Origin of the sequence: Balneola sp. EhC07 (assembly GCF_001650905.1) — a bacterium.
In the GTDB taxonomy this organism is placed as follows: Bacteria; Bacteroidota; Rhodothermia; order Balneolales; family Balneolaceae; genus Balneola.
Genome location: NZ_LXYG01000012.1, coordinates 20,489 through 44,233 on the forward strand (window position 1 = coordinate 20,489; position 23,745 = coordinate 44,233).

At 38.0% G+C, this 23,745-nt stretch carries 27 protein-coding genes and 1 tRNA gene; 11 read left to right on the plus strand and 17 right to left on the minus strand.

The window, feature by feature from the left end:
- Nucleotides 1-35: 35 nt before the first annotated feature.
- Both fadJ and A8B79_RS04330 read right to left on the minus strand, forming a co-directional pair.
- Entirely contained in the window at nt 36-2,153 is a 2,118-nt protein-coding gene (gene fadJ, locus A8B79_RS04325) for a fatty acid oxidation complex subunit alpha FadJ (RefSeq protein ID WP_066218472.1), read from the minus strand.
- 104 nt (nt 2,154-2,257) lie between these two features.
- The gene (locus A8B79_RS04330; protein WP_235603563.1) at nt 2,258-3,604 is read right to left on the minus strand and encodes a thiolase family protein; all 1,347 of its coding nucleotides are present in this window, start codon (nt 3,602-3,604) and stop codon (nt 2,258-2,260) included.
- Between the two features lie 69 nt (nt 3,605-3,673).
- Between A8B79_RS04330 and A8B79_RS04335 the strand changes: the two genes are divergently transcribed.
- From A8B79_RS04335 to egtD, 5 genes are all read left to right on the plus strand, one after another.
- A tRNA-Val gene (locus A8B79_RS04335) sits at nt 3,674-3,751 on the plus strand.
- A gap of 206 nt (nt 3,752-3,957) precedes the next feature.
- Nucleotides 3,958-5,949: a sensor histidine kinase gene (locus tag A8B79_RS04345; RefSeq protein WP_066218477.1), complete on the plus strand. Its 1,992-nt coding sequence runs from the start codon at nt 3,958-3,960 to the stop codon at nt 5,947-5,949.
- A 76-nt stretch (nt 5,950-6,025) separates the two neighbouring features.
- A complete protein-coding gene (locus A8B79_RS04350; RefSeq protein ID WP_066218480.1) occupies nt 6,026-6,277 on the plus strand; it encodes a hypothetical protein in 252 nt (83 codons plus the stop codon).
- A gap of 67 nt (nt 6,278-6,344) precedes the next feature.
- Entirely contained in the window at nt 6,345-7,631 is a 1,287-nt protein-coding gene (gene egtB, locus A8B79_RS04355) for an ergothioneine biosynthesis protein EgtB (protein WP_066218483.1), read from the plus strand.
- A 5-nt stretch (nt 7,632-7,636) separates the two neighbouring features.
- Nucleotides 7,637-8,581 (plus strand): L-histidine N(alpha)-methyltransferase, encoded by a 945-nt coding sequence (gene egtD / locus A8B79_RS04360; protein WP_066218486.1) that lies wholly within the window; start codon nt 7,637-7,639, stop codon nt 8,579-8,581.
- Between the two features lie 275 nt (nt 8,582-8,856).
- On the opposite strand, the gene A8B79_RS04365 is transcribed toward egtD, so the two are convergent.
- The 15 genes from A8B79_RS04365 to A8B79_RS04435 form a co-directional block, all read right to left on the minus strand.
- On the minus strand, nt 8,857-9,594 hold the full coding sequence (locus A8B79_RS04365) for a lysophospholipid acyltransferase family protein (protein ID WP_066218489.1): 738 nt from the start codon (nt 9,592-9,594) through the stop codon (nt 8,857-8,859).
- A gap of 34 nt (nt 9,595-9,628) precedes the next feature.
- Nucleotides 9,629-9,994, minus strand: a complete 366-nt coding sequence (locus A8B79_RS04370) for a YraN family protein (RefSeq protein WP_066218491.1) — start codon at nt 9,992-9,994, stop codon at nt 9,629-9,631.
- Nucleotides 9,987-10,556, minus strand: coding sequence for a GbsR/MarR family transcriptional regulator (locus A8B79_RS04375; RefSeq protein ID WP_066218495.1), 570 nt, complete (start codon nt 10,554-10,556; stop codon nt 9,987-9,989). The genes A8B79_RS04370 and A8B79_RS04375 overlap by 8 nt, the downstream gene beginning before the upstream one ends.
- A 44-nt stretch (nt 10,557-10,600) precedes the next feature.
- Nucleotides 10,601-11,347 carry a DUF1835 domain-containing protein gene (locus A8B79_RS04380; RefSeq protein WP_066218498.1) on the minus strand — a complete coding sequence of 249 codons (747 nt, stop codon included), beginning with the start codon at nt 11,345-11,347 and terminating at the stop codon, nt 10,601-10,603.
- A gap of 6 nt (nt 11,348-11,353) precedes the next feature.
- Nucleotides 11,354-11,737 carry a hypothetical protein gene (locus tag A8B79_RS04385; protein WP_066218501.1) on the minus strand — a complete coding sequence of 128 codons (384 nt, stop codon included), beginning with the start codon at nt 11,735-11,737 and terminating at the stop codon, nt 11,354-11,356.
- Nucleotides 11,738-11,740: 3 nt separating this feature from the next.
- A complete protein-coding gene (locus tag A8B79_RS04390) occupies nt 11,741-12,103 on the minus strand; it encodes a DUF1304 domain-containing protein (RefSeq protein ID WP_066218504.1) in 363 nt (120 codons plus the stop codon).
- A gap of 10 nt (nt 12,104-12,113) precedes the next feature.
- Nucleotides 12,114-12,443 carry a DUF5615 family PIN-like protein gene (locus tag A8B79_RS04395; protein WP_066218506.1) on the minus strand — a complete coding sequence of 110 codons (330 nt, stop codon included), beginning with the start codon at nt 12,441-12,443 and terminating at the stop codon, nt 12,114-12,116.
- Nucleotides 12,443-12,664, minus strand: a complete 222-nt coding sequence (locus tag A8B79_RS04400; RefSeq protein ID WP_066218508.1) for a DUF433 domain-containing protein — start codon at nt 12,662-12,664, stop codon at nt 12,443-12,445. Before A8B79_RS04400 ends, A8B79_RS04395 begins: the two co-directional genes overlap by 1 nt.
- A 42-nt stretch (nt 12,665-12,706) precedes the next feature.
- Nucleotides 12,707-13,483, minus strand: a complete 777-nt coding sequence (locus A8B79_RS04405) for a DNA alkylation repair protein (protein WP_066218511.1) — start codon at nt 13,481-13,483, stop codon at nt 12,707-12,709.
- A 55-nt stretch (nt 13,484-13,538) separates the two neighbouring features.
- Nucleotides 13,539-13,919 (minus strand): GxxExxY protein, encoded by a 381-nt coding sequence (locus A8B79_RS04410; RefSeq protein ID WP_066218516.1) that lies wholly within the window; start codon nt 13,917-13,919, stop codon nt 13,539-13,541.
- A 113-nt stretch (nt 13,920-14,032) separates the two neighbouring features.
- Entirely contained in the window at nt 14,033-15,226 is a 1,194-nt protein-coding gene (locus A8B79_RS04415; protein ID WP_066218518.1) for a pyridoxal phosphate-dependent aminotransferase, read from the minus strand.
- A 210-nt stretch (nt 15,227-15,436) separates the two neighbouring features.
- A complete protein-coding gene (gene coaD, locus A8B79_RS04420; protein ID WP_066218521.1) occupies nt 15,437-15,928 on the minus strand; it encodes a pantetheine-phosphate adenylyltransferase in 492 nt (163 codons plus the stop codon).
- 9 nt (nt 15,929-15,937) lie between these two features.
- Nucleotides 15,938-16,492 (minus strand): 16S rRNA (guanine(966)-N(2))-methyltransferase RsmD, encoded by a 555-nt coding sequence (rsmD, locus tag A8B79_RS04425; protein WP_066218524.1) that lies wholly within the window; start codon nt 16,490-16,492, stop codon nt 15,938-15,940.
- 103 nt (nt 16,493-16,595) lie between these two features.
- The gene (locus A8B79_RS04430) at nt 16,596-17,456 is read right to left on the minus strand and encodes a hypothetical protein (protein ID WP_066218527.1); all 861 of its coding nucleotides are present in this window, start codon (nt 17,454-17,456) and stop codon (nt 16,596-16,598) included.
- Complete coding sequence (locus A8B79_RS04435) at nt 17,456-17,932, minus strand: hypothetical protein (protein WP_066218530.1); 477 nt, start codon at nt 17,930-17,932, stop codon at nt 17,456-17,458. The genes A8B79_RS04430 and A8B79_RS04435 overlap by 1 nt, the downstream gene beginning before the upstream one ends.
- Nucleotides 17,933-18,103: 171 nt before the next feature.
- Between A8B79_RS04435 and A8B79_RS04440 the strand changes: the two genes are divergently transcribed.
- From A8B79_RS04440 to A8B79_RS04465, 6 genes are all read left to right on the plus strand, one after another.
- A complete protein-coding gene (locus A8B79_RS04440; RefSeq protein ID WP_066218533.1) occupies nt 18,104-19,414 on the plus strand; it encodes an MATE family efflux transporter in 1,311 nt (436 codons plus the stop codon).
- A 4-nt stretch (nt 19,415-19,418) separates the two neighbouring features.
- Entirely contained in the window at nt 19,419-19,928 is a 510-nt protein-coding gene (locus A8B79_RS04445) for a SixA phosphatase family protein (protein WP_066218536.1), read from the plus strand.
- An 87-nt stretch (nt 19,929-20,015) separates the two neighbouring features.
- Nucleotides 20,016-20,363 carry a hypothetical protein gene (locus tag A8B79_RS04450; RefSeq protein WP_066218539.1) on the plus strand — a complete coding sequence of 116 codons (348 nt, stop codon included), beginning with the start codon at nt 20,016-20,018 and terminating at the stop codon, nt 20,361-20,363.
- Between the two features lie 85 nt (nt 20,364-20,448).
- Nucleotides 20,449-20,634: a CsbD family protein gene (locus A8B79_RS04455; RefSeq protein WP_066218542.1), complete on the plus strand. Its 186-nt coding sequence runs from the start codon at nt 20,449-20,451 to the stop codon at nt 20,632-20,634.
- A 141-nt stretch (nt 20,635-20,775) separates the two neighbouring features.
- Entirely contained in the window at nt 20,776-21,594 is an 819-nt protein-coding gene (locus A8B79_RS04460) for a mechanosensitive ion channel family protein (protein WP_066218546.1), read from the plus strand.
- Between the two features lie 164 nt (nt 21,595-21,758).
- Nucleotides 21,759-23,729 (plus strand): DUF349 domain-containing protein, encoded by a 1,971-nt coding sequence (locus tag A8B79_RS04465; RefSeq protein WP_235603567.1) that lies wholly within the window; start codon nt 21,759-21,761, stop codon nt 23,727-23,729.
- Nucleotides 23,730-23,745: the final 16 nt, after the last annotated feature.

The following is a 23,745-nucleotide window of genomic DNA, read 5'->3' on the forward strand; positions in this document are numbered from 1 at the left end:
CAGATATTATCAATATCTAGAGGGAAATTGAGAGATCAGTCTTTATGAAAAGTTTCTCCTTTTTTAGCTTTATCCATTAAAATTGATGCTGGTTTGAATCTTGGACCAAATTCTTCAGCAAAGCCATTTAGTTTTTTGACAATCACATCGGCTCCTAAACGATCAATGTACCTGAAAGGACCGCCAAGGAATGGAGGGAATCCTAAGCCTAAAATTGCTCCAAGATCCCCATCAGTTGCTGATTTAAGAATTCCTTCTTCCAGACAATATGCAGCTTCATTGATCATGGTCAATGCCATTCGGAACTGAGCAGTTTCCATATCAGGTTTTGTTCTGTTTGTACCACCGAAGTATTTATAGATTCCGGTATTCACTTCTTTTTTCTTTCCGCCTGAATATGAATACATCCCTTTTTTATTCTTGCGACCCAAATAACCTTCATCAACGAGCTCCTGAGCTTTTTCTGAAGATCTTGCTCCTCTTTTATCAAACATTGGCTTCATAGTTTCTCCAACATGAGCGCCTACATCAAATCCAACTTCATCTAAAAGAGCCATTGGGCCAACGGGGTATCCAAACTGTTTCATAGCTTTGTCCAGAAATTCAATGGATGCTCCTTCTTCAAGCAAAAGCAAAGCTTCATTCATAAATGGAGCTAATATTCTGGTGGTATAAAATCCGGGACCGTCATTTACAACGATTACGGTCTTTCCCTGCTTTACGCCTACTTCATAAGCAGTGGCAGTAACCCAATCAGCAGTTTGTTCAGTAGTAATGATCTCCAGTAGGGGCATCTTCTGCACCGGAGAGAAATAGTGCATGCCGATAACGTTTTTCGGATGTGATGATGCTTTAGCGATTTCAGAAATAGGAAGCGAAGAAGTATTAGAAGCAAAAATTGTATCATCAGAAGTCACTTCTTCCACTTCTTTTATGATTTTATGCTTGAGGTTCAGATCTTCAAACACAGCTTCTATAACAAGGTTCAATCCATCGAAACCGGCATATGAATCTACACCGGTAACCCGGCTGGCAATTTCATCTCTTTCAAACTTAGTGATGATCCTTTTTTCCGATTTTTTATTCAGATCTTCCCAGATGCCTTGTTCGCCTTTTGCTGCGGATTCTAGATCACGATCTTTTAGTAGTACGGAGTATTTACCCTTGTTAATACTTACATCAGCAATTCCCGACCCCATTAGTCCTGCTCCAAGAACACCGATCTTGTTAACAGGTTTTACCAGATCTTTTTGAGGGTTTTTCTTGGCGTTGTTCATTGCAAAAAACAGATTCACCAAAGCTCTGGATTCCTGAGTTGCTCCCAGTTCACCAAAGAGTTTAGCTTCATTTAGTAAACCTTTTTCTTTGCCGTGCTTGTAGCCATATTCAACAGCATCTAAGATCTTTTCAGGAGCAGGGTAATTTCCTTTTGTTTGAGCGAGTGTTTGTTTAAGAGCCTGCGAAAAAACGATCTTACGTCCGAGGCCATTACCCTCGATCATCTTTTCCATAGAAGTTCTTTTATCTGTTCGCTCAAATTTGCCTGATGAAACACTATGAACAGCTTTTATGGCAGCTTCTTCCAGAGCGTCTTTGTGAACAAGCTCATCTACTAATCCCATTTTATAAGCTTGACGCCCATAAATATTTTTTCCGGTTAACATATAATTCAGTGATTTCTGAATCCCGATCAATCTCGGTAGACGTTGAGTTCCTCCCGTTCCGGGCAGAATACCCAGTTTCACTTCAGGCAATGCCATAATAGTTTTGGAATGTCCGGAGGCAATTCGATAATGACAGGCCAAAGAAAGCTCTAGGCCGCCTCCCATACAACTTCCGTGTATTGCCACCACTATTGGTTTTGAAGAGCTCTCAACTCTGTTTAATATCTTATGTCCGTCCAGGCTTAATTGCTCTATTTCTTCAGCTGTTTCCCGGGCTTTGAACATTTCTATATCAGCACCGGCAATAAAGTTATTTTCCTTTCCGCTGATGAGGACAGCACCTTTTAGAGAGGGATCAGAATCTAGATCATCCAGAAAGCTTGCAAACTGATCCATCATCGCTTCATTCAATGTGTTTACTTTTTCTCCCGGTTGATCAAGAGTTATAATAGCGACGTTTTCTTTTTTTGTGATGTTTAAGTAACTCATAAGTAGATATTAGAATGTATATAAAACCTATTGCTGAATCCCTTCTATGTAAAGAAAAGCTCAGGTACTAATTTCTTGTAATTTGAAAAATTGATCATTGTCATTTATCCTTGATATCTCTCAAGGATTATCGCATGTCCTTGTCCACCTGCGGCGCAAGCAGTAACCAAGGCGTATCTTCCCCCTTCAAGATGAAGGCGATTAGCAGCAGTTGTAACAAGTCTTACTCCGGTAGCACCAAAAGGATGTCCTAATGAAAGAGAACCGCCCATGGTGTTAATTTTATCCATTGGAATCTGTCCAACTTTGGAGTCTCTGTTTAAAGACTCTTTAGTAAATTTCTCAGAATCCAAAGCAGCCAATACGGCAAGAACCTGCCCGGCAAAGGCTTCATGAATTTCAAAAACGTCAATATCTTCAAGTTTAAGATTCATTTTATCCAACACTTTTGGCGTTGCATATGCAGGACCAAGTAGCAATTCATCTTTAGGATCCTGAGATACAAAATTATATTCTCTCAAATACGCTTTTGGTTTTAGACCTAAGGATAATGCCGTTTGTTCTTCCATTATAAAAGATGCAGAAGCCCCATCCGTTAAAAAAGAAGCATTTCCGGCTGTAATAGTTCCGTGAGGTTTTATAAAAGCAGGTCTTAACTTTGCCAGTTTTTCAATTGAAGTGTCTGAACGAAATCCATTGTCATTGTTAACAACAGAAAATTTTGGTGGTACTTTTACGGGGAAGATTTCATCATCCAGCAGACCTTCCTGAGTAGCTTTTGCTGCTAAATGATGTGAGCGCATTGCAAATTCATCCTGATCCTTCCGCGAGACCCCAAACCTTGCTGCCATTCGGTCTGCACTTTTGCCCATAGTTTCTCCGGTAGAAAATTCTGCAATAGCAGGTAATTCAGGGAGAAGGTCTTTGGGACGAAGTCCTTTTAAGAATTTTAGAAAATCTAAAGGAGATTTATACTTTCGTGCTTCCAGCACTTTTTGGCGAAATTTTTTCTTAAATCGAACCGGAATGTCTGACATCGTTTCCGTTCCTCCGGCTAAAATGATCTTGGCTTGTCCTGATCTTATCAGGTCAACTCCACTGGCAACAGCTTGATTGGAAGAAATACAAGCCAATGCTATTGTAAACGCTGGGACTGTGTTGGGGATGCCTGCACCTAAAGCACTTTCTCTGGCCACATTACTGGTACGAACTTCCTGGATGACATTTCCCATAATGACCCGGTCGATGCTCGAAGGATCAACAGCATTACGTGCTAATAGTCCTTGAATGGCATAACGTCCGAGGTCATAAGCCATAAGATCGTTGTAATCTGTACCGGATTTTAAAAAGGGAGTTCTGATTCCGTCAACCAGCACTGCAGTAAAAGGATAATCTTTCAAAATAGTTGGATTTATTTCAGCTTTCAGCCATAAGTTAACAGTGTTAACCAAATAATCAATATTTGTTGAAATATTTCTTTGTCTGCATTGTAAATGTTCATATATTTGTCGCCCTTGTTAGGGCGATTAGCTCAGTTGGTTTAGAGCACCTCGTTTACACCGAGGGGGTCGGGGGTTCGAGTCCCTCATCGCCCACCACTTGTTTTAAATAACAAACACCAAATTCCAAAAGCCACATTGATTTCGAAACAATGTGGCTTTTTTTGTTTTATAGCAAGGTTAGTTAGTAGCTCTTCTTTCTCCAATGAAACCAAACATGCTATAAAAACATTAATGGTTGATATAGTAATTATGACTAAATTAAAGTAATGTAGCACAATCATTAATCCTGCTCAGAAATCAGTTTGAGATCTAATAACAGTTCTATAGGTTTTGGGGAAACAGAGAAGCGACTTCAGCTTCTGTATCAGATCACGTCTCAGTCCAAAAAAGACTTAAACGAGCAACTTGATAATGCACTTGAATTAACTACGAAGTTACTGGGGATGGAAATAGGTATTATCAGTTCCATTTCTAAAGAGTCGGAAACGTATTCAATCAGAAATTTCTTTCCGGAAGATTCAGGGCTCTCTGTGGGACAAACTTTCGATCTGGGAAATACCTACTGCAGTATAACGCTGGAAAGTGATGATGTGATTGCGATCAATCATATGAAGGAATCAGCATATGAGCGTCACCCTTGCTACAATGCTTTTTCTCTGGAAGCCTATATCGGGATTCCAATAATCATTGATGGAGAATTATACGGAACTATAAATTTTTCGAGCCCAAATCCAAAAGAAGGGGGGTTTGTTCCGTCAGATTATACATTGATTAAGCTTTTGAGTGAATGGGTTGCAGCTACAATTAAGAGAGCAAGAACGGTCAAAGCTTTAAAAGAAAAGAATGACCGACTTGAACTGATCTCTAAAAATAGTGCTGATCTGATCTGTTTACATGATTTGGAAGGGGTGTATACATTCATATCGCCATCCGTAGAGAATATTTTAGGCTTTACTTATGAGGAGCTACTGGGAAAAAATCATGCTGACCTGATCCATAAAGAAGATCTGAAAATGTTAATGGAAGATTCCCGAAAAGAATTAGAAAAGAATGGGGTTGTAACTAATGCCGGATACAGAATTCGGAATAAAAAAGGTGAATATATCTGGTTCGAAAGTTCCGTTTCAACCGTTAAGGATCTTGATGACAAACCAATAGGCCTGCAATCAATTTCAAGAGATGTAACAGCCAGAAAGAAACTGGAGTTGATGTTCGAGAATGCTCAGGAAATGGCACATGTTGGTGGCTGGGAGTTTGATTTAATAACCGGAGAGATTTTCTGGACAGATGAAGTGTACCGGATTCATGACAAAGAAATAGGATCAGAACTAATACTGGAAGAGGGAATGGATCATTTTCCCGGAGAAAGCAGAGATAAACTTGCAATGGCTATCAACAAAGCCACTATGAATCACGAAAAGTACGATCTTGTACTTCCGTTTATTTCAGAGAAAAAAGTTTTTAAGTGGGTGCGTGCAATTGGCGAGCCACATATAGTTGATGGGAATGTAGTAAGGCTGAGCGGTACATTTCAAGACATCAGCAAGCAGGTTAATTATGAAAAGAGAATAATCGCTCAAAATGAAGAAATGCTCAAACTTACAGAAACAAGAGATAAACTCTATTCTATTATTGCGCATGATCTTAAGAGCGCTTTTTTTGGAATTAATGGAATGATCGATCTATTAATTGAAGAGCTGGAAGAAGACAAGAGTGAAAGAGGGATAGAAAGAAGTTTAAAGAATTTGTCCTTGATACATGTTTCTTCTCAGAATGCATATGAACTGCTCGAAAATCTCCTTGAATGGATCAGGGTTCAGAATGGTGAAATTAGTGTTGACAAAGAAAAAATAAATATTGCTCAGCTATTGTCTGACAGCATTTCCATTTTTGAAACATCTGCAGCGAAAAAAAGAGTAACAATAAGTCTACAGACATCTGATATACATATTATGGGGGATGTCAATATGCTGTCCACTGTTTTTCGAAACTTAATATCGAATGCAATTAAGTACTCTGAAAAAGAAGGTGAGATAAATGTGTACATAGAAGAAAGTGGGCATTCGGTAGCTATCGTCATTAAGGATTCCGGAATTGGAATGACTGCAGATATTAAAGATCAGCTTTTTGATAAAGAAAACAGGCCGCAAAGAAGAGGGACTTTATCTGAGAAAGGTACCGGATTGGGATTGCTGTTATGTAAAGATCTTGTAGAGGCACATAACGGAACAATTACAGTTGTTTCAGAAGAAGATAAAGGATCAGAATTTATCGTAAACTTGCCTAAACTCTGACAGAGGTCATTAAAAGGATTTTTTATAAAAAAAAACTATATTAAACAATGCACTCTCTATCTAATGGCGTGTTATTATGGAAATTAAATTTGTTAAACGTTCGGCAATAAACTCTTCTAAGAAAAGAAATTCGAAGTTTAAACCTCTTCTTGAAGCTATCGATAAGCTGAAACCTGGGGGGCAAGCACTCGAGGTATCTTATACAAGTGATAAAAATGTAAACTCAATGCGCACAGCAGTTTACCAACACAGCAGAGTTAAAAATATTAAGATCAAGAGTAAAAAAGATCCATCCATAAAAAAAATTCACTTTTACAGAGAAGAATAAGGAATGAGTTTTTTGGCTTTGGTGTTGATTCCCTACATTATGAGGAGACACCAAACTGCCCTGAACTATGAGTGAAATTACTACAAAAGCAGAGACAAAGAACACCAGGTTTTTGAGAGAAAATGTGGAACTTCAATACTTGAAAGTCAGAAGCTTCACAAACAAAATAGTTGAGCCTTTAGAGACGGAAGACTTTGTAATCCAACCTATGGAAAACACAAGTCCGGCTAAATGGCATTTGGCTCATACTAGTTGGTTTTTTGAGACCTTTGTTTTAGAAAAGTTTCAGCCGGGTTTTGAAAGCTTACATCCTCAATACGCGTATTTTTTTAACTCATATTACTTGCAAACAGGAGTGCCGTTTTCCAGAGCTAATCGGGGTCTATTATCCCGACCTACAGTAAAAGAGGTGTTCGAATATCGCGAGTATGTAAATGAAAAAGTTGTAGATTTTATACAGAATTGCGATGACAAAATTTGGGAAGAAGCATCAAAAGTAGTTGAGATCGGGATAAATCACGAGCAACAACATCAGGAATTGATCCTTACTGATATAAAGTACTTACTTGCGCAAAACCCGTTGCTTCCCATTTACAAAGAAAGAGAAACACTGGACTCAGAGACTCCGGGAGAACTGGAATGGATCACTTTTGAAGAATGTATCGTAGAAATCGGAAATAAAGGTGATGAATTCACCTATGATAATGAACATCCGGTTCACCGAACTTTTATACAGAATTTTGAACTTGCAGACCGCTTGATCACGAATAATGAATTTCTTGAGTTTATGAATGATGATGGATATAGACGTTCAGAACTTTGGTTGGATGAGGGGTGGAGCAAAGTGAAGTCAGAAGAATGGAATGCGCCACTTTATTGGTTTACCAGAGATGGATCATGGTTCAATTTTACACTTTCAGGAGCCAGAAAAGTAGCACTTAATGAACCTGTAACTCATATAAGCTATTATGAAGCAGATGCTTTTGCAAGATGGAAAGGATGTCGTCTACCAACTGAACAGGAGTGGGAATATGCTTGTGGTGACCGTGAAATAACCGGAAATTTTGTAGATGGAAATACTTTTCATCCTTTAGTTTTAAAAAATAATGAAGGTGGATTAAAACAAATGTATGGAGACGTTTGGGAATGGACCCAAAGCAGTTATTCTCCTTATCCCGGCTATAAACCGTTACCGGGAGCACTAGGTGAATACAACGGAAAGTTTATGGCCAATCAGTACGTTCTGCGTGGCGGCTCTTGCGCAACTTCAAACTCTCATATCAGAAAAACGTACCGCAATTTTTTTCATGCTGATGCAAGGTGGCAATTCTCAGGAATAAGATTGGCAAAATAGATCCAATGACAGAAACAGAACTATTATCCAAAAAAACTTCAATGCTTGAGGAAGTGATCTCAGGATTGTCTCAGGAACAAAAAACACTTCCGAGTAAATTTTTCTATGATGAAAGAGGCTCTAAGTTATTCGACGATATAACCGAGTTGGATGAATACTACCCAACTCGCACAGAAAGAAAGATTCTGGAAGAGAATGTGAATGAAATAGCAGAATATTTAGGAGAGAAAGTTTTACTGATAGAGCCCGGCAGCGGAAGCAGCTCAAAAACGAAGATCCTGCTAGGGAATATGGAAAATATCTGTTGTTATATTCCAATGGATATTTCTGGCGACTATCTGTATAAAGTTGCTGAACAATTACGATTGGAATTCCCCAATATTCAGATCTTACCTCTTTCTGCAGATTATACTAAGCCATTCGAGCTGCCTGAAAGTAGCCCCGATGCAAGAAAAATAGTTTTTTACCCCGGCTCTACCATTGGGAATTTCAAAATGGAAAAAGTAGAACAATTCTTAAAAGTGATACATGACATTATTGAAGATGACGGGGCTTTCCTGATCGGGGCAGATCTTAAAAAAGAGATCAGTGTTCTGGAAGCTGCATATAACGATTCCGAGGGAGTAACCGCTGAATTCAATAAGAATATTCTTACTCATCTGAATAAAGAATTGGGGACTTCATTCAATACGGATCTATTCGATCATAAGTCGATCTGGAATGAAGAAAAAGGACGTATCGAGATGCACCTTTTTGTGAAAGAAGATCATGATGTTGTTCTAGGAGAAGAGATGATACACTTTCAAAAAGGAGAATCTATTCATACTGAAAACTCACATAAATATACTTTAGATGGGTTTGCCGAGATGGTATCTGAATGGTTTGAGGTGAAAAAAGTATGGACAGATGAGAGGGATTATTTTAGTTTACAATATTTGGTTCCGAGGTAACAATAGGTCATTCATTAAATGTTACGTACATCGACGAAAAAATGTGCCCTTAGTATTTAAGATGAGATAGAGAACAAAATCCGTCAGCCGTGCAAAGCCCGACAGACGGAGTAGTAGATATCCATCATTTCGCTGAAAGAGGGGTGATGGAGTTAGTTGAAATAATTCTAAAGGTCGGTGTAGTTGGAAGCTTTTCCTAAAATCGTCAGGATTATAAACAGGGGTAAGTTTTGTAAGTGAACTATCTAACATCTACAAGGATAACCTCAATCACACTAAACCCCAGCCCAATCCAAAAACATGTTTCTCACTTCTTCAATGTGTTCTTCAATAGTATCAATTTTCCAAGAGGAGGTATCGATCTGAGGATGAATGGTAGCTGTGATCTCGCCTTGCTTTGCCATCAAAGATCCACCCTTACTTAGTCTGTCATTCCCATCAAAATAAATCGGGACAATAGGATATCCCAAGTCAATAGCCATTCTAAATGCTCCTTTTTTGAAAGGTCCGATCTTTCCTTCGTGCTTCCGCGAACCTTCAGGAGCTAAAATCAGATTTAGATTGTTCTCTCTGAGCCTGTCATACGTTTTTTGAAGTGTAGATATGGCATGTTGTTTATCAGAGCGTTTGATAAAAACCTGTCCTGTTAATCGTCCGATAATAAAAAAGAAAGGGATGTATTGGAGCTCCCACTTTATTACAATTCGGAAGCGCTCAAGTGCTAACATCAAAACAGCGGGTATGTCAAGGGTTGAGCAGTGGTTAAAAATAAAAATGACGGGTTTGGAAGTATCTTTTCTCAGATCGTTAAGATGGTAATCTATTCCAAGTAAAAAGAAGATCGGTTTCCCCATATATTTCGGAAAGGTTTTAACGATCCAGTTGGTAGCCTTTCCGAAGGTAAGAAGTACTAAAATAGTTACGAGTAAAGAAACCAGTAGCAGAATTAACATGAATACGATCATCGTAATGATGCTTCGCACATATTCAAAAAAAGTCAGGGTTGTTTGCATAGTGGAAAATCAATATTCAAAGGTACATTTCCAACTATCGAAACGCATCCTGAATGTGGTTAAATTCGGGGGCTTCATTTTTTTTCTGTAGAATGCCGATCACGTCAAACCGCATGGGAGAGCCGTCCATTTTTCGCTCATACATCCAGGCTTCTGCAGCTTTAAAAACGTGTTCCACTTTTACTTCAGAGACATATTCTTCGGGTCGTCCGTATTTATCGGAAGATCTTAACTTTACCTCGATAAACACAATAGCGGTGTCATCATAAGCGATAATATCAACTTCTGACTTTTCGAAAAAATAATTTCTTTCCAGAATTCTCCAACCTTTGCTTTCCAGATAAGCACAAGCCAGTTCCTCGCCTTCATTTCCAATTTCACGGGTAGTTTTTTTAGTCATCAGACTTTTTTCCTATCAATGATTCTTTCACTTCCACTAATTTTATGAGCTGTTTCAAAAAGCCGAGATTCTTTTTGTTGATGTATGGGAGGAGGGCTCCGGTAAATCGTTCAAACATTTCCAGAAACTCATTATAATTTTCGATGCGTTGTTTGAAGGCTTTGCTTTCTTCATCATTTAACCCGCCAGATTCCAACGTAGCGATGCATTCTTTCAATTCAGCTCTGATGGGCTCGATTTCTTTTTGTTGCCGTTCCCGTATAATTGTCGATACTATTTTCCAGACGTCGGTTTCGGCAGTATAAAAATCTTTGCGTGTTCCGGATTTTTGAACTTTATGGATCAATTCCCATTCCACCAATCTATGCAGATTCATATTGGCATTTCCACGACTTATATCAAGCTTATCCATTATAGAGTCGGTATCCAGCGGATGTGATTCAGCATACAGCAGTGCGTGAATTTGTGACATCGTTTTATTGATGCCCCAAGCGGAAGCCATATCTCCCCAAAGCTGAACAAATTGATCTAAGGCATCGGTATAAGCTTGCGTTCTTTTCATGTGGAGAAAATAATCAGAATTACACTGAAAGAAAGATTTCTTTATTAGCTATTTCTCAATTGATCAAACAACCGCTTTACCTGAAGATCTCCAAAACCATAAATGCTTTCTCTTTTATGAAACTCCCGGAAAACAAGACCAAATTCATCAGAACCTGTTTCTTTCATTATGTCCAGAAGTGTTTGTTCCGGCCTTCCCGGTGAACCATCACTCGGAAACCGTTCAAGGTTCGCTTGTGCTGCATCTTCCAAGAAAGGAAATTCTTTAGAGTGTTTCACAGCGAGTTCTAAAATTTCCGTATGGTTTTGATCCTGATATAACTCCCAAAGAGAAGAGAAAAGCTTCACTTCATCAACAGATAACCGGACTTTTGATCTAAAAGCGTTTTCTAGACCATCAGAGTTTAAACCGCCGAAACCATACTGAATATCGGTATGTGGGCGAACAAGAAAGACTTGGGTAGGAGTTACGAAATTGAGAATTAAATGAGACACAAACCATAAGTTAACCTGACAAAAAAGATCATCTTCAAACCAAAGATTGATAACTGAATGTTCAGGTAAAGAAATAATTTTTTTAAACTCGGGAATAACTTCATTATGGTAAAATCCTTTTTCTGAATCGTAAGCATTACTTAAATATTCCGCTCTTAGCTCAAAAAGTTGATCCAAAGAATCCGCAGATACATCACCATTCACTAAACATTCTCTGGCTACGATTAGCTCGCCATTTAAAGAATCAGGAAATTGATCTTTTAAAGCATCGCCATTAAGGATGTGGAATTCTTTCATGTCTGTTCAGAGATCTTCAAGAAAGGTGATGCGGTTTTTGCTTAATATGAAGAAACTGACTTCTGAAGTATTCCAGGAAGTTTGTCTGCGTATTTGTTCCTCTTTTATAACTCCTGAGTCGATCAATTCTTGATACAAGAGTTCAATATTTTCTACTTCAAATTTCACATCAGTTGAGATCATGTCTTCCGGAAATTGAAACTGAAGATGCATGTATAAATTGTCTCGTCCAATTACAGCATAATCGATCTTTCCATCCTGATATGCGGAGCTGTCATACACATTTTTAAATCCCAGTTTCTCTTCATACCACTTAACATCTCTATCAACATCTGCAGAAGCAAGAACGGGACTTATGAATTTAAGCTTTGCTGTTGCGGGTTTGCTCATATCTCAAATATATATTAATAGAAGAATCCCGATAAGTGCGGGCAAACCTTGTACGAAGAATATCTTTTTGCTGACTGTAGCGGCTCCAAAGATTCCTGCGGCAGCTACACAGCTCAGAAAAAATAAAGCCACATTGACCCACCAATAAGGGTTTTCTATAAAAAAAGACCAAATGAGGCCGGCTGCAAGAAACCCATTATAAAGTCCTTGATTGGCGGCCATATTTTTAGTCTTTTCAAAGAAATCAGGTGAAAATCCTGTGAATACTTTCTTTGCGCGTGTTGTCCAGGCAAACATTTCTAACCACAAAAAATAAAGGTGTAGAATGGCGACAAATCCGATGAGTATTTTAGCTGCTAGTTCCATGAGTTTTTAGTTAATATAGTTCAAGACAACCTATTTCAGACTTTATAAAGCTTTTTATGGTGTCAATATGATTTTTTAAAATGGTACTAAGTTGGTCTCTAGTTGTATTACCAAATCTCAACCATATTATTTTCGGAGGGAATCCATTAAGTGTTTGCAGTTCATAAAAATCACCATCAAATGTAACAATAGTAAAGGCGTTTCTTTTTGCAAATTCCCATATTTCAAGGTCAGGCTTATTTTGCAATCTTACTTCATTAACGTGAACAAATTGTAGGTCCGGATGCTCAAAAATTTTTGCTACTCTATAGGAAATATTCTGGTCCAAGAGTAACTTCATTAAGCAACTCGAATATTATGTTCTCGGTCGGCGGCAAAAGAAAGGCATGCCTTGATATCCTCTTCTGTAAGCTCCGGAAAGTCCTCTATAATTTTTTCTTTCGACATGTCCTTGGCTAGCCAAGCTAAAACATCGTAAACTGAAATTCGTGTATCACGGATACAAGGTTTTCCAAATCTCTTAGAAGAATCGATTTTGATTATTTTTTTATAAGAGTCCATAACTACAATATCAATAATCGTAATATTACTTACAAAAATTGATCAGAAATTATTTATCAAGCTTAAAGCCCATTCATCATTCTTCTTCCGAAGATTCCGGAGTGCGTGTTTGATGATCCAGATTCTTTCTTTTGAAGCATCTGTACTCCATTTTTCAATAATCCTTTTGGCAACTTCAGGATTGTCTTTCAAAATATCATTCAGACAGTTAGCAACAGATTTCTGAACGTATTTTGAAGGATCATCTTTAAGGATTTCCAGAATAGGAAATAACGGATTCGGATTGTCTATAAACATCTGAAGTTTGGTGGCCCAAGGCAACCTCGGTCGACCGCCTTCACTTGATAACCTTCGGATGTGTTTATTGGAATCCATCGACCAAGTTTTCATCCTTGCCATTGTTTGTTCCGGATATTTTTCAATAAAGGGACGGATGGCATATTCACCGGTATTTCTCTTGGTGATCTCTTCAATGGCTCTCATGGAAATATCAAAGTGATCTAACCCATACTTTTCTACAAATTTTGCAATGGGCATGATCCAGTAATATTCTTTAAACATTCCGGTTTCTTCATCGTTTTCCGGTCCAAGTATTTGAAGCAAAACTTCAACTTGTTGTGGATAATCGCTTTCCAAATGGTTGTTTAGCTCATCGGCTATTAACTCGACCCTGTCTTTGAGTTCTAACCCATCAACTCCTGTATCTACTTTTTTGATGAAAGCAGTTGAGTTAAAATCAGATCTAACAGAAAGTAGTTTTTCCGAAAGCTGTTCTGCCAGTTCATTATCGAACCAAAGTTTAAGAGGTTTGTAGGGCATATAAAGGCGGGTGAAACAGAATTATCTGGATTAAAGGATTGTCAGAATGCTTGAATTACTTTGGATGATATTTGGGATCGAACAACAATTTATATTCCATGCTTTTGCTTCCAAAATTAATCAATAATCCTAAAGGAAAATCATAAGCAACGGTATAGTTTTTTGCTTGTGCAAGATGAACATCTTCAAGCTTTGTAACGGCTTTTATTTCAACAATTACTTTTTCTTCTACTACAAAATCTGCTCTTCTTGTTCCTACTTGTACATCTTTATAAAATATGGCTTGATTCTTCTCTCTTTCGAAATTCAATCCGCTTTCTTCTAGCTCCATTTTAAGACAACGCTGGTATATAACTTCCTGAAAGCCCGGACCAATAGTATTATGAACATTCATTGCACAACCTATAATCTTATAAGTGAGCTCATTTTTAATCATAGCAATCTGAAGCAGAATTTACAGGATTAAAGAATTACTTTAATTAAGCAAAGTAAATCCTGCAAATCCAGTAATCTTAATAATTCTGTTTCAAATTTTATTGGATTATCGTACTACCCCAAACTCCCCAATCCTTTCTTAAATCTCTCCATTGCATCTTCAAGATCATTCATCGAAGCGGCGTAACTCATTCTCAATCCATTGGGTTCGCCAAAAGCATCTCCCGGAACCAGAGCTAATCCGAATTCTTCCAGCAAGTACATACAGAGTTCTGTTGAGGATGCAATCTTGTTTCCGTCCGGTTTTTCAGAATTCAGATAATGAGAGATATCAGGAAATACATAAAAAGCTCCGCCGGGTGAAAAGCAACTTACTCCTTCAATAGCATTCAATGAATTAACCATGAAATCGCGACGCTTTTTAAACTGATCACGCATGGCTTTAACTTCATCCAACGAGCCATTATATGCTGCTTCTGCTGCTTTTTGAGATATAGAAGAAGGCGCAGACGTTTCTTGACTTTGAATCTTAGACACAGCACTTACAACTTCATTACTTGCGGCAAGGTAACCTAATCTCCAGCCGGTCATTGCAAACCCTTTTGAAAATCCGTTTACCAATAATACACGATCTTTAAGATCCGGCGCTACATTTAAAATGCTGACATGATCGCCGTCAAAAACGATGTACTCATAGATCTCATCCGAAAGAATATAAATTTCCGGGTGATTACGAAGTACGTTTGCCAAACCTTCCAGCTCTTCTTTAGAATAACAAGCTCCGGTAGGATTTGAAGGTGAGCACAGAATGATGGCTTTAGTTTTATCGGTGATAGAATCTTCAAGCTGCTGTGGTGTAAATTTAAAATCATTTTCAAAAGACGTTCTTACCAGCACAGATTCTCCTTCTGCCAAACGAACCATTTCAGGATAAGAAACCCAGAAAGGAGCAGGAATAATTACTTCATCGCCTTTATTTACGATGGCTAATAAACCAAAACCAACCGATTGTTTTGCACCATTAGAGCAGATGATCTGTGATGGATCGTAATCCAAGCCATTATCTCTTTTAAGCTTTGCAACAATTGCTTCACGTAACTCCGGGGTTCCGGTATTCATAGTATATCCGTGGAATCCATCATTAATTGCCTTTATAGCCGCATCGCAAATATGTCGCGGAGTTTTAAAGTCAGGTTCTCCGGCACTGAGGGAAACTACAGACTTTCCTTGTCTTTTTAGCTCTTTGGCTTTTCCGGTGATCTTTAAAGTTTCTGATGGCTGAAGGTTTTGTGCCCTGTTGGATATCATGCGCGGGATGATTGGAGTGTAGTTATTGTGCAGGCGGAAAATCCCAAATAGTTAGGTAAAAGGGAAACGTTATTTCAAGAACAAAAAACAAAGTTCAATTTTAAAATCACAGATAACATAGAAAGTGCCGTCAGGGTTGAAACCCTTCCTAGCTTATGAACGGGCTAAAAACAAGAACATAAACAAGTAAGGACTTTAGTCCTGAGTAATTCAACTGTTCAATTTTTCCAACAGTGCCTTAGCGACGCGTTCTGGCACAAAGGATGAAAGATCACCATTCCAGTGAGCAACTTCTTTTACCAGTGATGCGGAAATGAAAGTGAAGTGTTCATCGGGCATTAGAAATACTGTGTCGACTTCAGGGGCTAATCTTTTGTTGGTAAGCGCCATTCGGAATTCGTACTCAAAGTCAGAAATTTGCCGAACGCCTCGGATAAGTGTATTGGCTTTTACTTTCTTGGCATGATTTACCAGTAATCCTGTAAACTGATCTACTTCCACATTTCTTGCCCATTCTTTTCCTTTCAGGCATTCTTTAATGAGCTCGACTCTTTCATCGCCTGAAAAAACCGCATTCTTTCTGTGATTCACGGCTACAGTCACCAAAACCTTATCAAAAAGATTAGTAGCACGTTCTAAAATATCTAGATGTCCAAAAGTGATGGGATCAAAAGAACCGGGATATAAGGCAATGTGTTTCATAAAAGTAGTTTATTTAGAATCTACCGGATGCTTTTCAAAAATACTAACGGTTGTTCTTCCGTAAGCTTTGCTGAAGAAATGATGGGGATGCTTTTCGTAATTATGATATTTATCATGTTCCAGAATAAACCATCCATCTTCGTTCAGCCAATCATTATCTATAATTTCGGCGATCATTTCATCCATCCATTCATACCAATATGGTGGGTCGCAAAAAATAAAATCGTAGCTCATAGTTCTGTTTTCTAGAAATTGTTGAACATCGGAAACCACAGTCCTGATATTCTTTTCGATCTCGAAATCAGTAGCTACTTTTTCAATCAGTTTAATATTCTCCGGTTTAATATCGACGAAAGTAACCTGCTTGGCTCCGCGTGAAATTGCTTCAAAACCCAAATTTCCTGAACCACCAAAAAGATCCAGTATCACAGAATTCTCCAGATATTTGTAGGCTACGATCTTGTTAAAGATGCTTTCTTTGGTTCGATCGGTAGTTGGACGTACATCCAGTCCTTTTGGAATTGAAAATCGGCGTCCTTTAAGTTTTCCGGTAATTATTCGCATGAAGTAATTTTTGAGTAAATATAAGGCAAACTACTATAACACCGTAACACCATCACACTAATTAAGTGTTATAGTGTGATGGTGTTACAGGTTTGTTTTGTTTTTAAAAATCTAGGCTCAACAGAATTGCCGGAAAAGCTGCTGCCAGATCAAATCCGTAAGTTTCTTCTTCTGCTTCAACGCCGATAGACTCTAAAGAATTCAAATGTGTTATTTCAGAAGATGGATCCCAAAAACTTTGAAGTGTTTGTTCAGTTTCATGAGTATGATGTCCGAATAAAAATATGTTTTCATGTAAACCATTCATCCAGGAAGAATTTGTAGCTTGCTGTAACCAATGGTAAGGGGCATCAGAAATTTGATCGAACTGGAAGTAAGTTGCTGCTCTGAATTTGCCTAACATAAAAGAAGTCACTGTTAACACGTTTTTGTGACAACCTACCATCAGAAACGAACCGCCGGGTTTTTGAAAAGCTGACCATTTTTGTGCAATCTCAAAATCACTGGCAAAATCAGTAATTGCAATTCTTTCAGTAAGGTCATTGAACCCCTGCATAACTGCTCTTCTTCTTAAACAAAGAAATTTAAAGGAAGACTTGCTCAATCCATGCCATGTAGGTTCTACATCCTCACGGTCAATACCTTTCATTAAAATTGAAAGATGATCTTCTCGCTCATCGGCATTATCGTATACAACTTTTGGTAGTGCTGTCCAGCATTCTTCTCCCGGATGCGTGAGAGCGCGAACAGATTGAATACTATTCTCTTTGAAAATGCGCTCAAAAGTTGTTTGGAGGATAGGAAAGTACTCTTCATTTCGTGTAGTAATGGCTCGGTTTACATCAAAATTAAAGTCAAACGAGCCTATACGAAAAAGGTGCTTGCTGTTTTGCGGATCGTTGAGAGCATAAAAAAGACGATCAGCAAAAAAACAAACACCTAAGTTTGAGGTGGATTCGCTCATTAATTCCAGCTAGGAGCGTTTCTCATTGTGGTTCTGGATAAACTACCAATTGCATCATCAGAATCTTCGCTTGGGTCTTCAAGCAGATATAGAGGAGGACGAATAGTATCGTTTACAGAATAGATAAAACGTTGTTGGTCTCTAGGCGAGTAAATCAGCTGACCTGCAGCAAAAGCCTCACCCTTATAAGAAAGTAAGCTGTCTGAAATTGCCATCATAGCAGAGTCAGTTTGGACAAATTGAACAACAGAATCTAAACCGCCTTCAGCAGGAGGATATTTTCCATGACGCACATCGTATTGGATAAGAACGTCTTTAACGGTGCTCATATGATAGCGAACACGCTCAGTCATAGCCTCACGTTCAAGAACTTCTTGGTATGGTGTAACGATTGAATCATATAGCAACCAGGAAAGGGCTAAAATTACGATCCCTAAAACGATGCTTAAAACTTTATTGCGCGTATCAATATTCATTTGAAATAAAAGTCAGTTAATTGTAAAGAATTTTGGAACTTTGAGAGGGTAAAAATACATTCGCACCTATATATATGCAACCATTGTAACGGATGTAAATGTAAATCTGTAATTAAGTAATGTCTGCTTTGCATTAAAGGTGTTTTTAATACGTAAAAAAACAAAAATCATTTGAATAAAAGAGTACTTCAACTAGCCATACCCAATATTATCAGCAATATTTCCGTGCCTTTGCTGGGAGCTGTGGATACAGCTGTAATTGGACATTTAGAACATGTTTATTATTTGGGAGCGATAGCGGTTGGGAGTATTATCTTTGATTTTATTTTTTGGGGATTCGGTTTTTTGAGAATGGGAACTACCGGTTTGGTCGCTCAAGCGTACGGTGCAGAAAATATTCACAGGACGAAAGTAATTCTGATAAGAGTACTATTGGTAGCTCTGGCAGGATCGGCAGCTATACTGCTGCTGCAATATCCTTTAATTGAATTTTCTTTATGGGTTATAGATGCAAGTCCTGAAGTTGAGCAATACACTCGTATTTACTATAAGATCAGGGTGTTTTCGGCACCGGCTACTTTAAGCCTGTTTGCTATAAACGGTTGGTTTCTTGGAATGCAAAATGCACGATACCCAATGATCATAACCATATTCCTCAATATTCTGAATATAGCATTGAACCTGACTTTTGTGTTCTATTTTGGAATGAATGTTGACGGCGTTGCATGGGGAAGCTTGCTTTCCAGTTATTTAGCAGTTGTGCTGGCAATAGTTCTATACATGAGTACATATAATAAAGTAAAACTTAAAGTTTCATGGAGCGATCTGATCGAGCTTGAGGAATTGAAAAAATTCTTCAGCGTGAACAGGGATATTTTTATCAGAACTTTGTGTCTTATTTTTTCATATGGTTTTTTTACCGCATCATCAGCTGAAATGGGAGATGTTTGGCTGGCTTCAAATACGATATTACTTCAGCTTTGGTATATAAGTGCTTATGCAGTTGACGGTTTTGCATATGCTGCAGAAAGCTTGGTAGGAAAATATGTTGGAGCTATGGACTTTAAAAAAATGAGGAAAGCTATTTGGATATGTATGGCATGGGGATTGGGATTCGGTGTTGTGGGGACATTATTTTATGCCGTATTTGATCGCGAGTTGTTGTCCATTTTCACAGACAAACCTTTGGTCATTGAAACAGCTATGATAGTAGCCATCTGGTTAATTATTGCACCATTGATCAATAGCATTTGTTTTATTTGGGATGGAGTGTATATCGGTGCAACTTCAACGGGTGCTATGCGAAATTCAATGCTGATCGCTACGATCATATTTTTCGTTCCTGTATATTATTTAGTGAAACCTTATGCGGGGAATCATGCTTTATGGATCGCAATGACATCTTTTATGGTTATAAGAGGGGTTACGTTGACACTATTTGCGAAAAAGGAGTTATTCCTAAAATTTCAACATAAACAATGAGCTCATGAAACAGATACTATTACTTAGGCATGCAAAATCGAGTTGGGATCACCCCGGACTAGATGATTTTGACAGACCCTTAGCCAAAAGGGGTTTAAAAGATGCACCGAGAATGGGAAAGTTTCTAAGAAAGACAGGAAGAACTCCGGATCTTATCATTTCATCCACCGCACAAAGAGCTAAAGAAACTTCTCAGCTTGCTGTAGAAGGAATGAAAGAAGATGAAAGTATCATCATGTGGAATAGCGATTTGTATTATGGAAGTATGAGAGATTATTTGAAAGCTATTCAATCAGCCGATGAAGATGTTGAACGTGTAATGATTGTAGGACACAATCCTAAGATGGAAGATACAGCCGGGGCGTTGATCGGTTCTGAACGATCTTCTGATATTCGCATGCCTACAGCAGCTTTAGTATGTGTTAATTCATATGCAGCTAGCTGGGATCAAGTACAATGGGGAGGGTGCGAGCTGGAGTGGATGATGATTCCCAAGGTGCTAAAAGAAATCTGATATCGGCACGAACTTGCTAAACATTTATATGCACTTTGTTTATATTCAAAAACGAAAACCAATCTACAATTCAAGAATTAATTAAGAATGAATTTTCAGCAAAACTACTTTTTTCTATGTAAAACTCCACTAAGCGCAGAAGGTGCTGATGATGTTGAGGTGATAACCAGAGCTGAAGACAGTACAGATTTTTCTCGAGTTTTTAAGGAATACGAAGAGAAAAGATCACATGCGTTTAACAGTGATAACATCTATAGTGTGGTTCGCGCTGATGATATATATGATCTGATCCGAATGCCAAATGAAAAAGAAGCTAAAGAAGAAGCTTACGAAAGAGCTACTCCTGAGATCATTACTAACCTTCAGCATCGTGCAATGCAAGGTAAAGATGCCAATGCTAAAGCTATTTTGAAAGAAGTTTACGATCTGGAGTAAAAAGGCCTTTCCGAACTAAATCGGAACATTTTCTTTCTTTTGGGAGTTGTAATAGTAGCAGAAATGATAATCAAAGCTAATTATTATGAATGACTTAACGATCGAAGGAAATTGGAATCAGGTAAAGGGTAAATTAAAGCAAAAATACTCTGACCTTACAGATGACGATCTGAAGTTTCAGGAAGGAAAAGAAGATGAACTGTATGGTAGATTACAAGAGAAGCTTGGCAAATCAAAAGATGAAGTTAAGCAGATGATCGCTTCACTATAACAGCATCTGCATTGAATAATATTAGGAAGTTGTAACAGACTTCCTTTTTTTTTATCTCTAAATTTGGGTTTAAAGGAATGGCGGATAGATTAAAATGCTTTTCCAAAAAGCAGCTATCACTAACTATTGAGGAATAATGACATGGAAGATTTTGAGTTTAGCACAGATGTATTCTTAGATTTTGCTTATACATATGGTCCAAATTTATTAAAAGCTATTGCAGTATTAGTACTTGGGCTTTGGGTAGTAAAGATGATAGGCAGTTTCGTAAAAAAAGTGCTTAATAAAAGCAATGTAGACCCATCACTTCAGGGATTTCTTAGAACGTTAGTAACCATTACGCTTAAAATTATGGTATACATCACAGCATTAGGAATGCTTGGTGTAGAAATGACTTCTTTTATTGCGATACTCGGAGCAGCCGGTTTGGCTGTAGGTTTAGCGCTTTCAGGAACACTTCAAAATTTTGCCGGCGGGGTTATGATTTTGTTCTTCAAACCAATGAAAGTAGGTGATTTCATAGAAGCTCAAGGACACTCCGGAACAGTTAAAGAAATTCAGATTTTTGTGACTATCCTAACAACACCGGATAATAAGACGATCATTATTCCTAACGGACCTCTTGCTACAAGCTCAATGACGAATTATTCTACACAGCCAACTCGTCGTGTAGATTGGACATTCGGAATTGGTTATGGCGATGATGTAGATAAGGCATACGAAGTATTAAAAAGATTAATTGACGCTGATGAAAGGATTCTAAAAGATCCGGAACCTTTCTTTGCTGTAAAAGAACTTGGTGACAGTTCAGTTAATTTCGCGGTACGTGCTTGGGTAAACGCTCCGGATTATTGGGCAGTGTTTTTTAGAATGAATGAAGAAGTGTATAAGACATTTGATAAAGAAGGTCTTAGCATTCCTTATCCACAAACCGATGTACATCTTCATAAAGCTGATTAAATAGTTTTTGAGCTAAAAAGTTAAAAGCCGGATCTTTGAATCGGCTTTTTTTATATCAGAAAACTGATTATAAAAAAAAGTTTATAAATACTATCTTATTCAACTTATATATAATGCAGGCATGAGCCGAATCAATGAACCAAGTGGAAAGGAAGGTTGCTATTATGAACCTGGAGCAAGATAAAAATACAGACAAAGACACAAAAGATTCACCAGAGAATCCTGAAGTAACAAACGAAGAGAATTTAGCTGAGGAGAAAGCAGAAGCTCCTGAAGCAAAAGAGGAAGAAAAGATTGAGGAACCGGTTTCTTCAGAACAAGATGAGAAAGCCGCAGTAGAGGCAGAACCTTCATCAGAAGAAAAGGATGAAGTAGAAGAAGTTGCAGAAAGTGAGAATGAGGTTGCTTCTGAAAAAGATGAAGAAACAGAATCTCCTGATTCTGATGCCGATGATAATTCTAAGGAATATTACACGAAGATCTTAAGTAAGATCAAGGAAGTTCTGGAAACTAAAGATTGGGGATTGATCTCAAATGAATTCTCAAACCTCTCTTTGCATATTGGTGAAGGCCCGGAACCTGATGATGAATCAAAAGCCCTGCTGAAAGAATTTGAAGAGCTAAGATCAGATTTTGAAGAACGGAAAAAAGCTCATTATGAAGAGCTGAACCGGAAGAGAGAAGAAAATCTGAAGAAAAAGAAAGAGCTTTTAAAGCAGTTTGCTGATATAGTTAATGAAGAAAAGTGGACAGCCACAAAAGAAGTTTCTCAGATAAAAAATAGTTGGGACAGAATTACTCAAATCCCAAGAGATGAAATTGATGCTTTGAATGAAAGATTCGATTCGTTCATGAAAGAATTTGATAGCCACAAAGTAGATCGTCTGGTAAAGAAACTTGAGAAAGAAGAAGATAACCTGACATTGAAGCTTCTTTTACTGGATAAAATGGAAGCTTTGAATAAGCGTAGTGATGATTCCAAAGCTGATTTTAAGGCTTTAACAAAAGAATTCGACGATCTTCACAGTCAATGGAGGAAAATCGGCAGAGTACCCAATGAAAAGAATCAAATGGTCTGGGACCGATTCAATGCTGCTGAAGACGCCTTCAATCAACTTCGTTTTAAGAATGATAAAGCCTACCGGGAAAAGATCGAGAAGTCTTTAAAAAAGAAGAAAAAACTGATTGCCGAAGCAGAGGCTCTGGTTGACAACGAAAATATTGCAAAAGCGGCGCGTAAGGTTAATAAACTTCATAATGCGTGGAAAAAAGCCGGTAATCTTCCTCAAAAAGATGAAAATGAATTATGGGATAAGTTTAAAGCTGCAACCGACGCTTTCAATGAAAAGAAATCTGAAAACATTGATGTTCTCAGAGAGCAGGAAGAAAAAAACTACGACAAGAAGCTCCAGTTAATAGAACAAGCTGAGGAGATTCAGGACACTGAAGATTTTGATAAAGGTCATCAGAAAATGCAAAGCCTGATGGATCAGTGGAAGAAGATAGGTCCGGTTCAACGAAAGAAATCTTCCAAGATCTGGAAGAAATTCAAGGCTGCAATGGATGTGTTCTATGAGCGACGCAGAGATCACTTTAAAGATCGACGTGGAGAAGAGAAGGAGAACCTTGAAAAGAAGAAAGAAATTCTAAGCAAGCTAAATGAACTAGGGTCTCATGAAGATCCGGTAAAAGCCGTTGAAGAAGCTAAGAAACTGCAGGAAGATTTTAAAAATGCCGGTTATGTCCCTATTAAATCCAAGAATAAGATATGGAAACAATACAGGGAAGCTTGCGATGTGATCTATGAACGATTCAGATCCAGTGGTTCTGATTTGGGAATGGAAAGAGAGTTGGCCTCAGAAGGAGTGGAGCCTGCCGATCGTAAACAGGTAATAAAGCTTCGCAAAGAAAAAAGTGCTGTCCAGAAGGAAGTTTCGAAACTAGAATCAGAAAGTATTCAGTACGAGGAAGCTAAAACATACTTTAAACCAACAAATAAAGGGAATAAACTCAGAGATGAGTTACAGGAAAAGATCGATAAAGTTGGAGAAAAGTTGGACACTAAGAAACAAAGGATATCTGAAATAAATAGAACTCTAAGAGATCTTATGAGTTCAGACGATGAAGAAGAATAGGCAGGATTTATTTGGT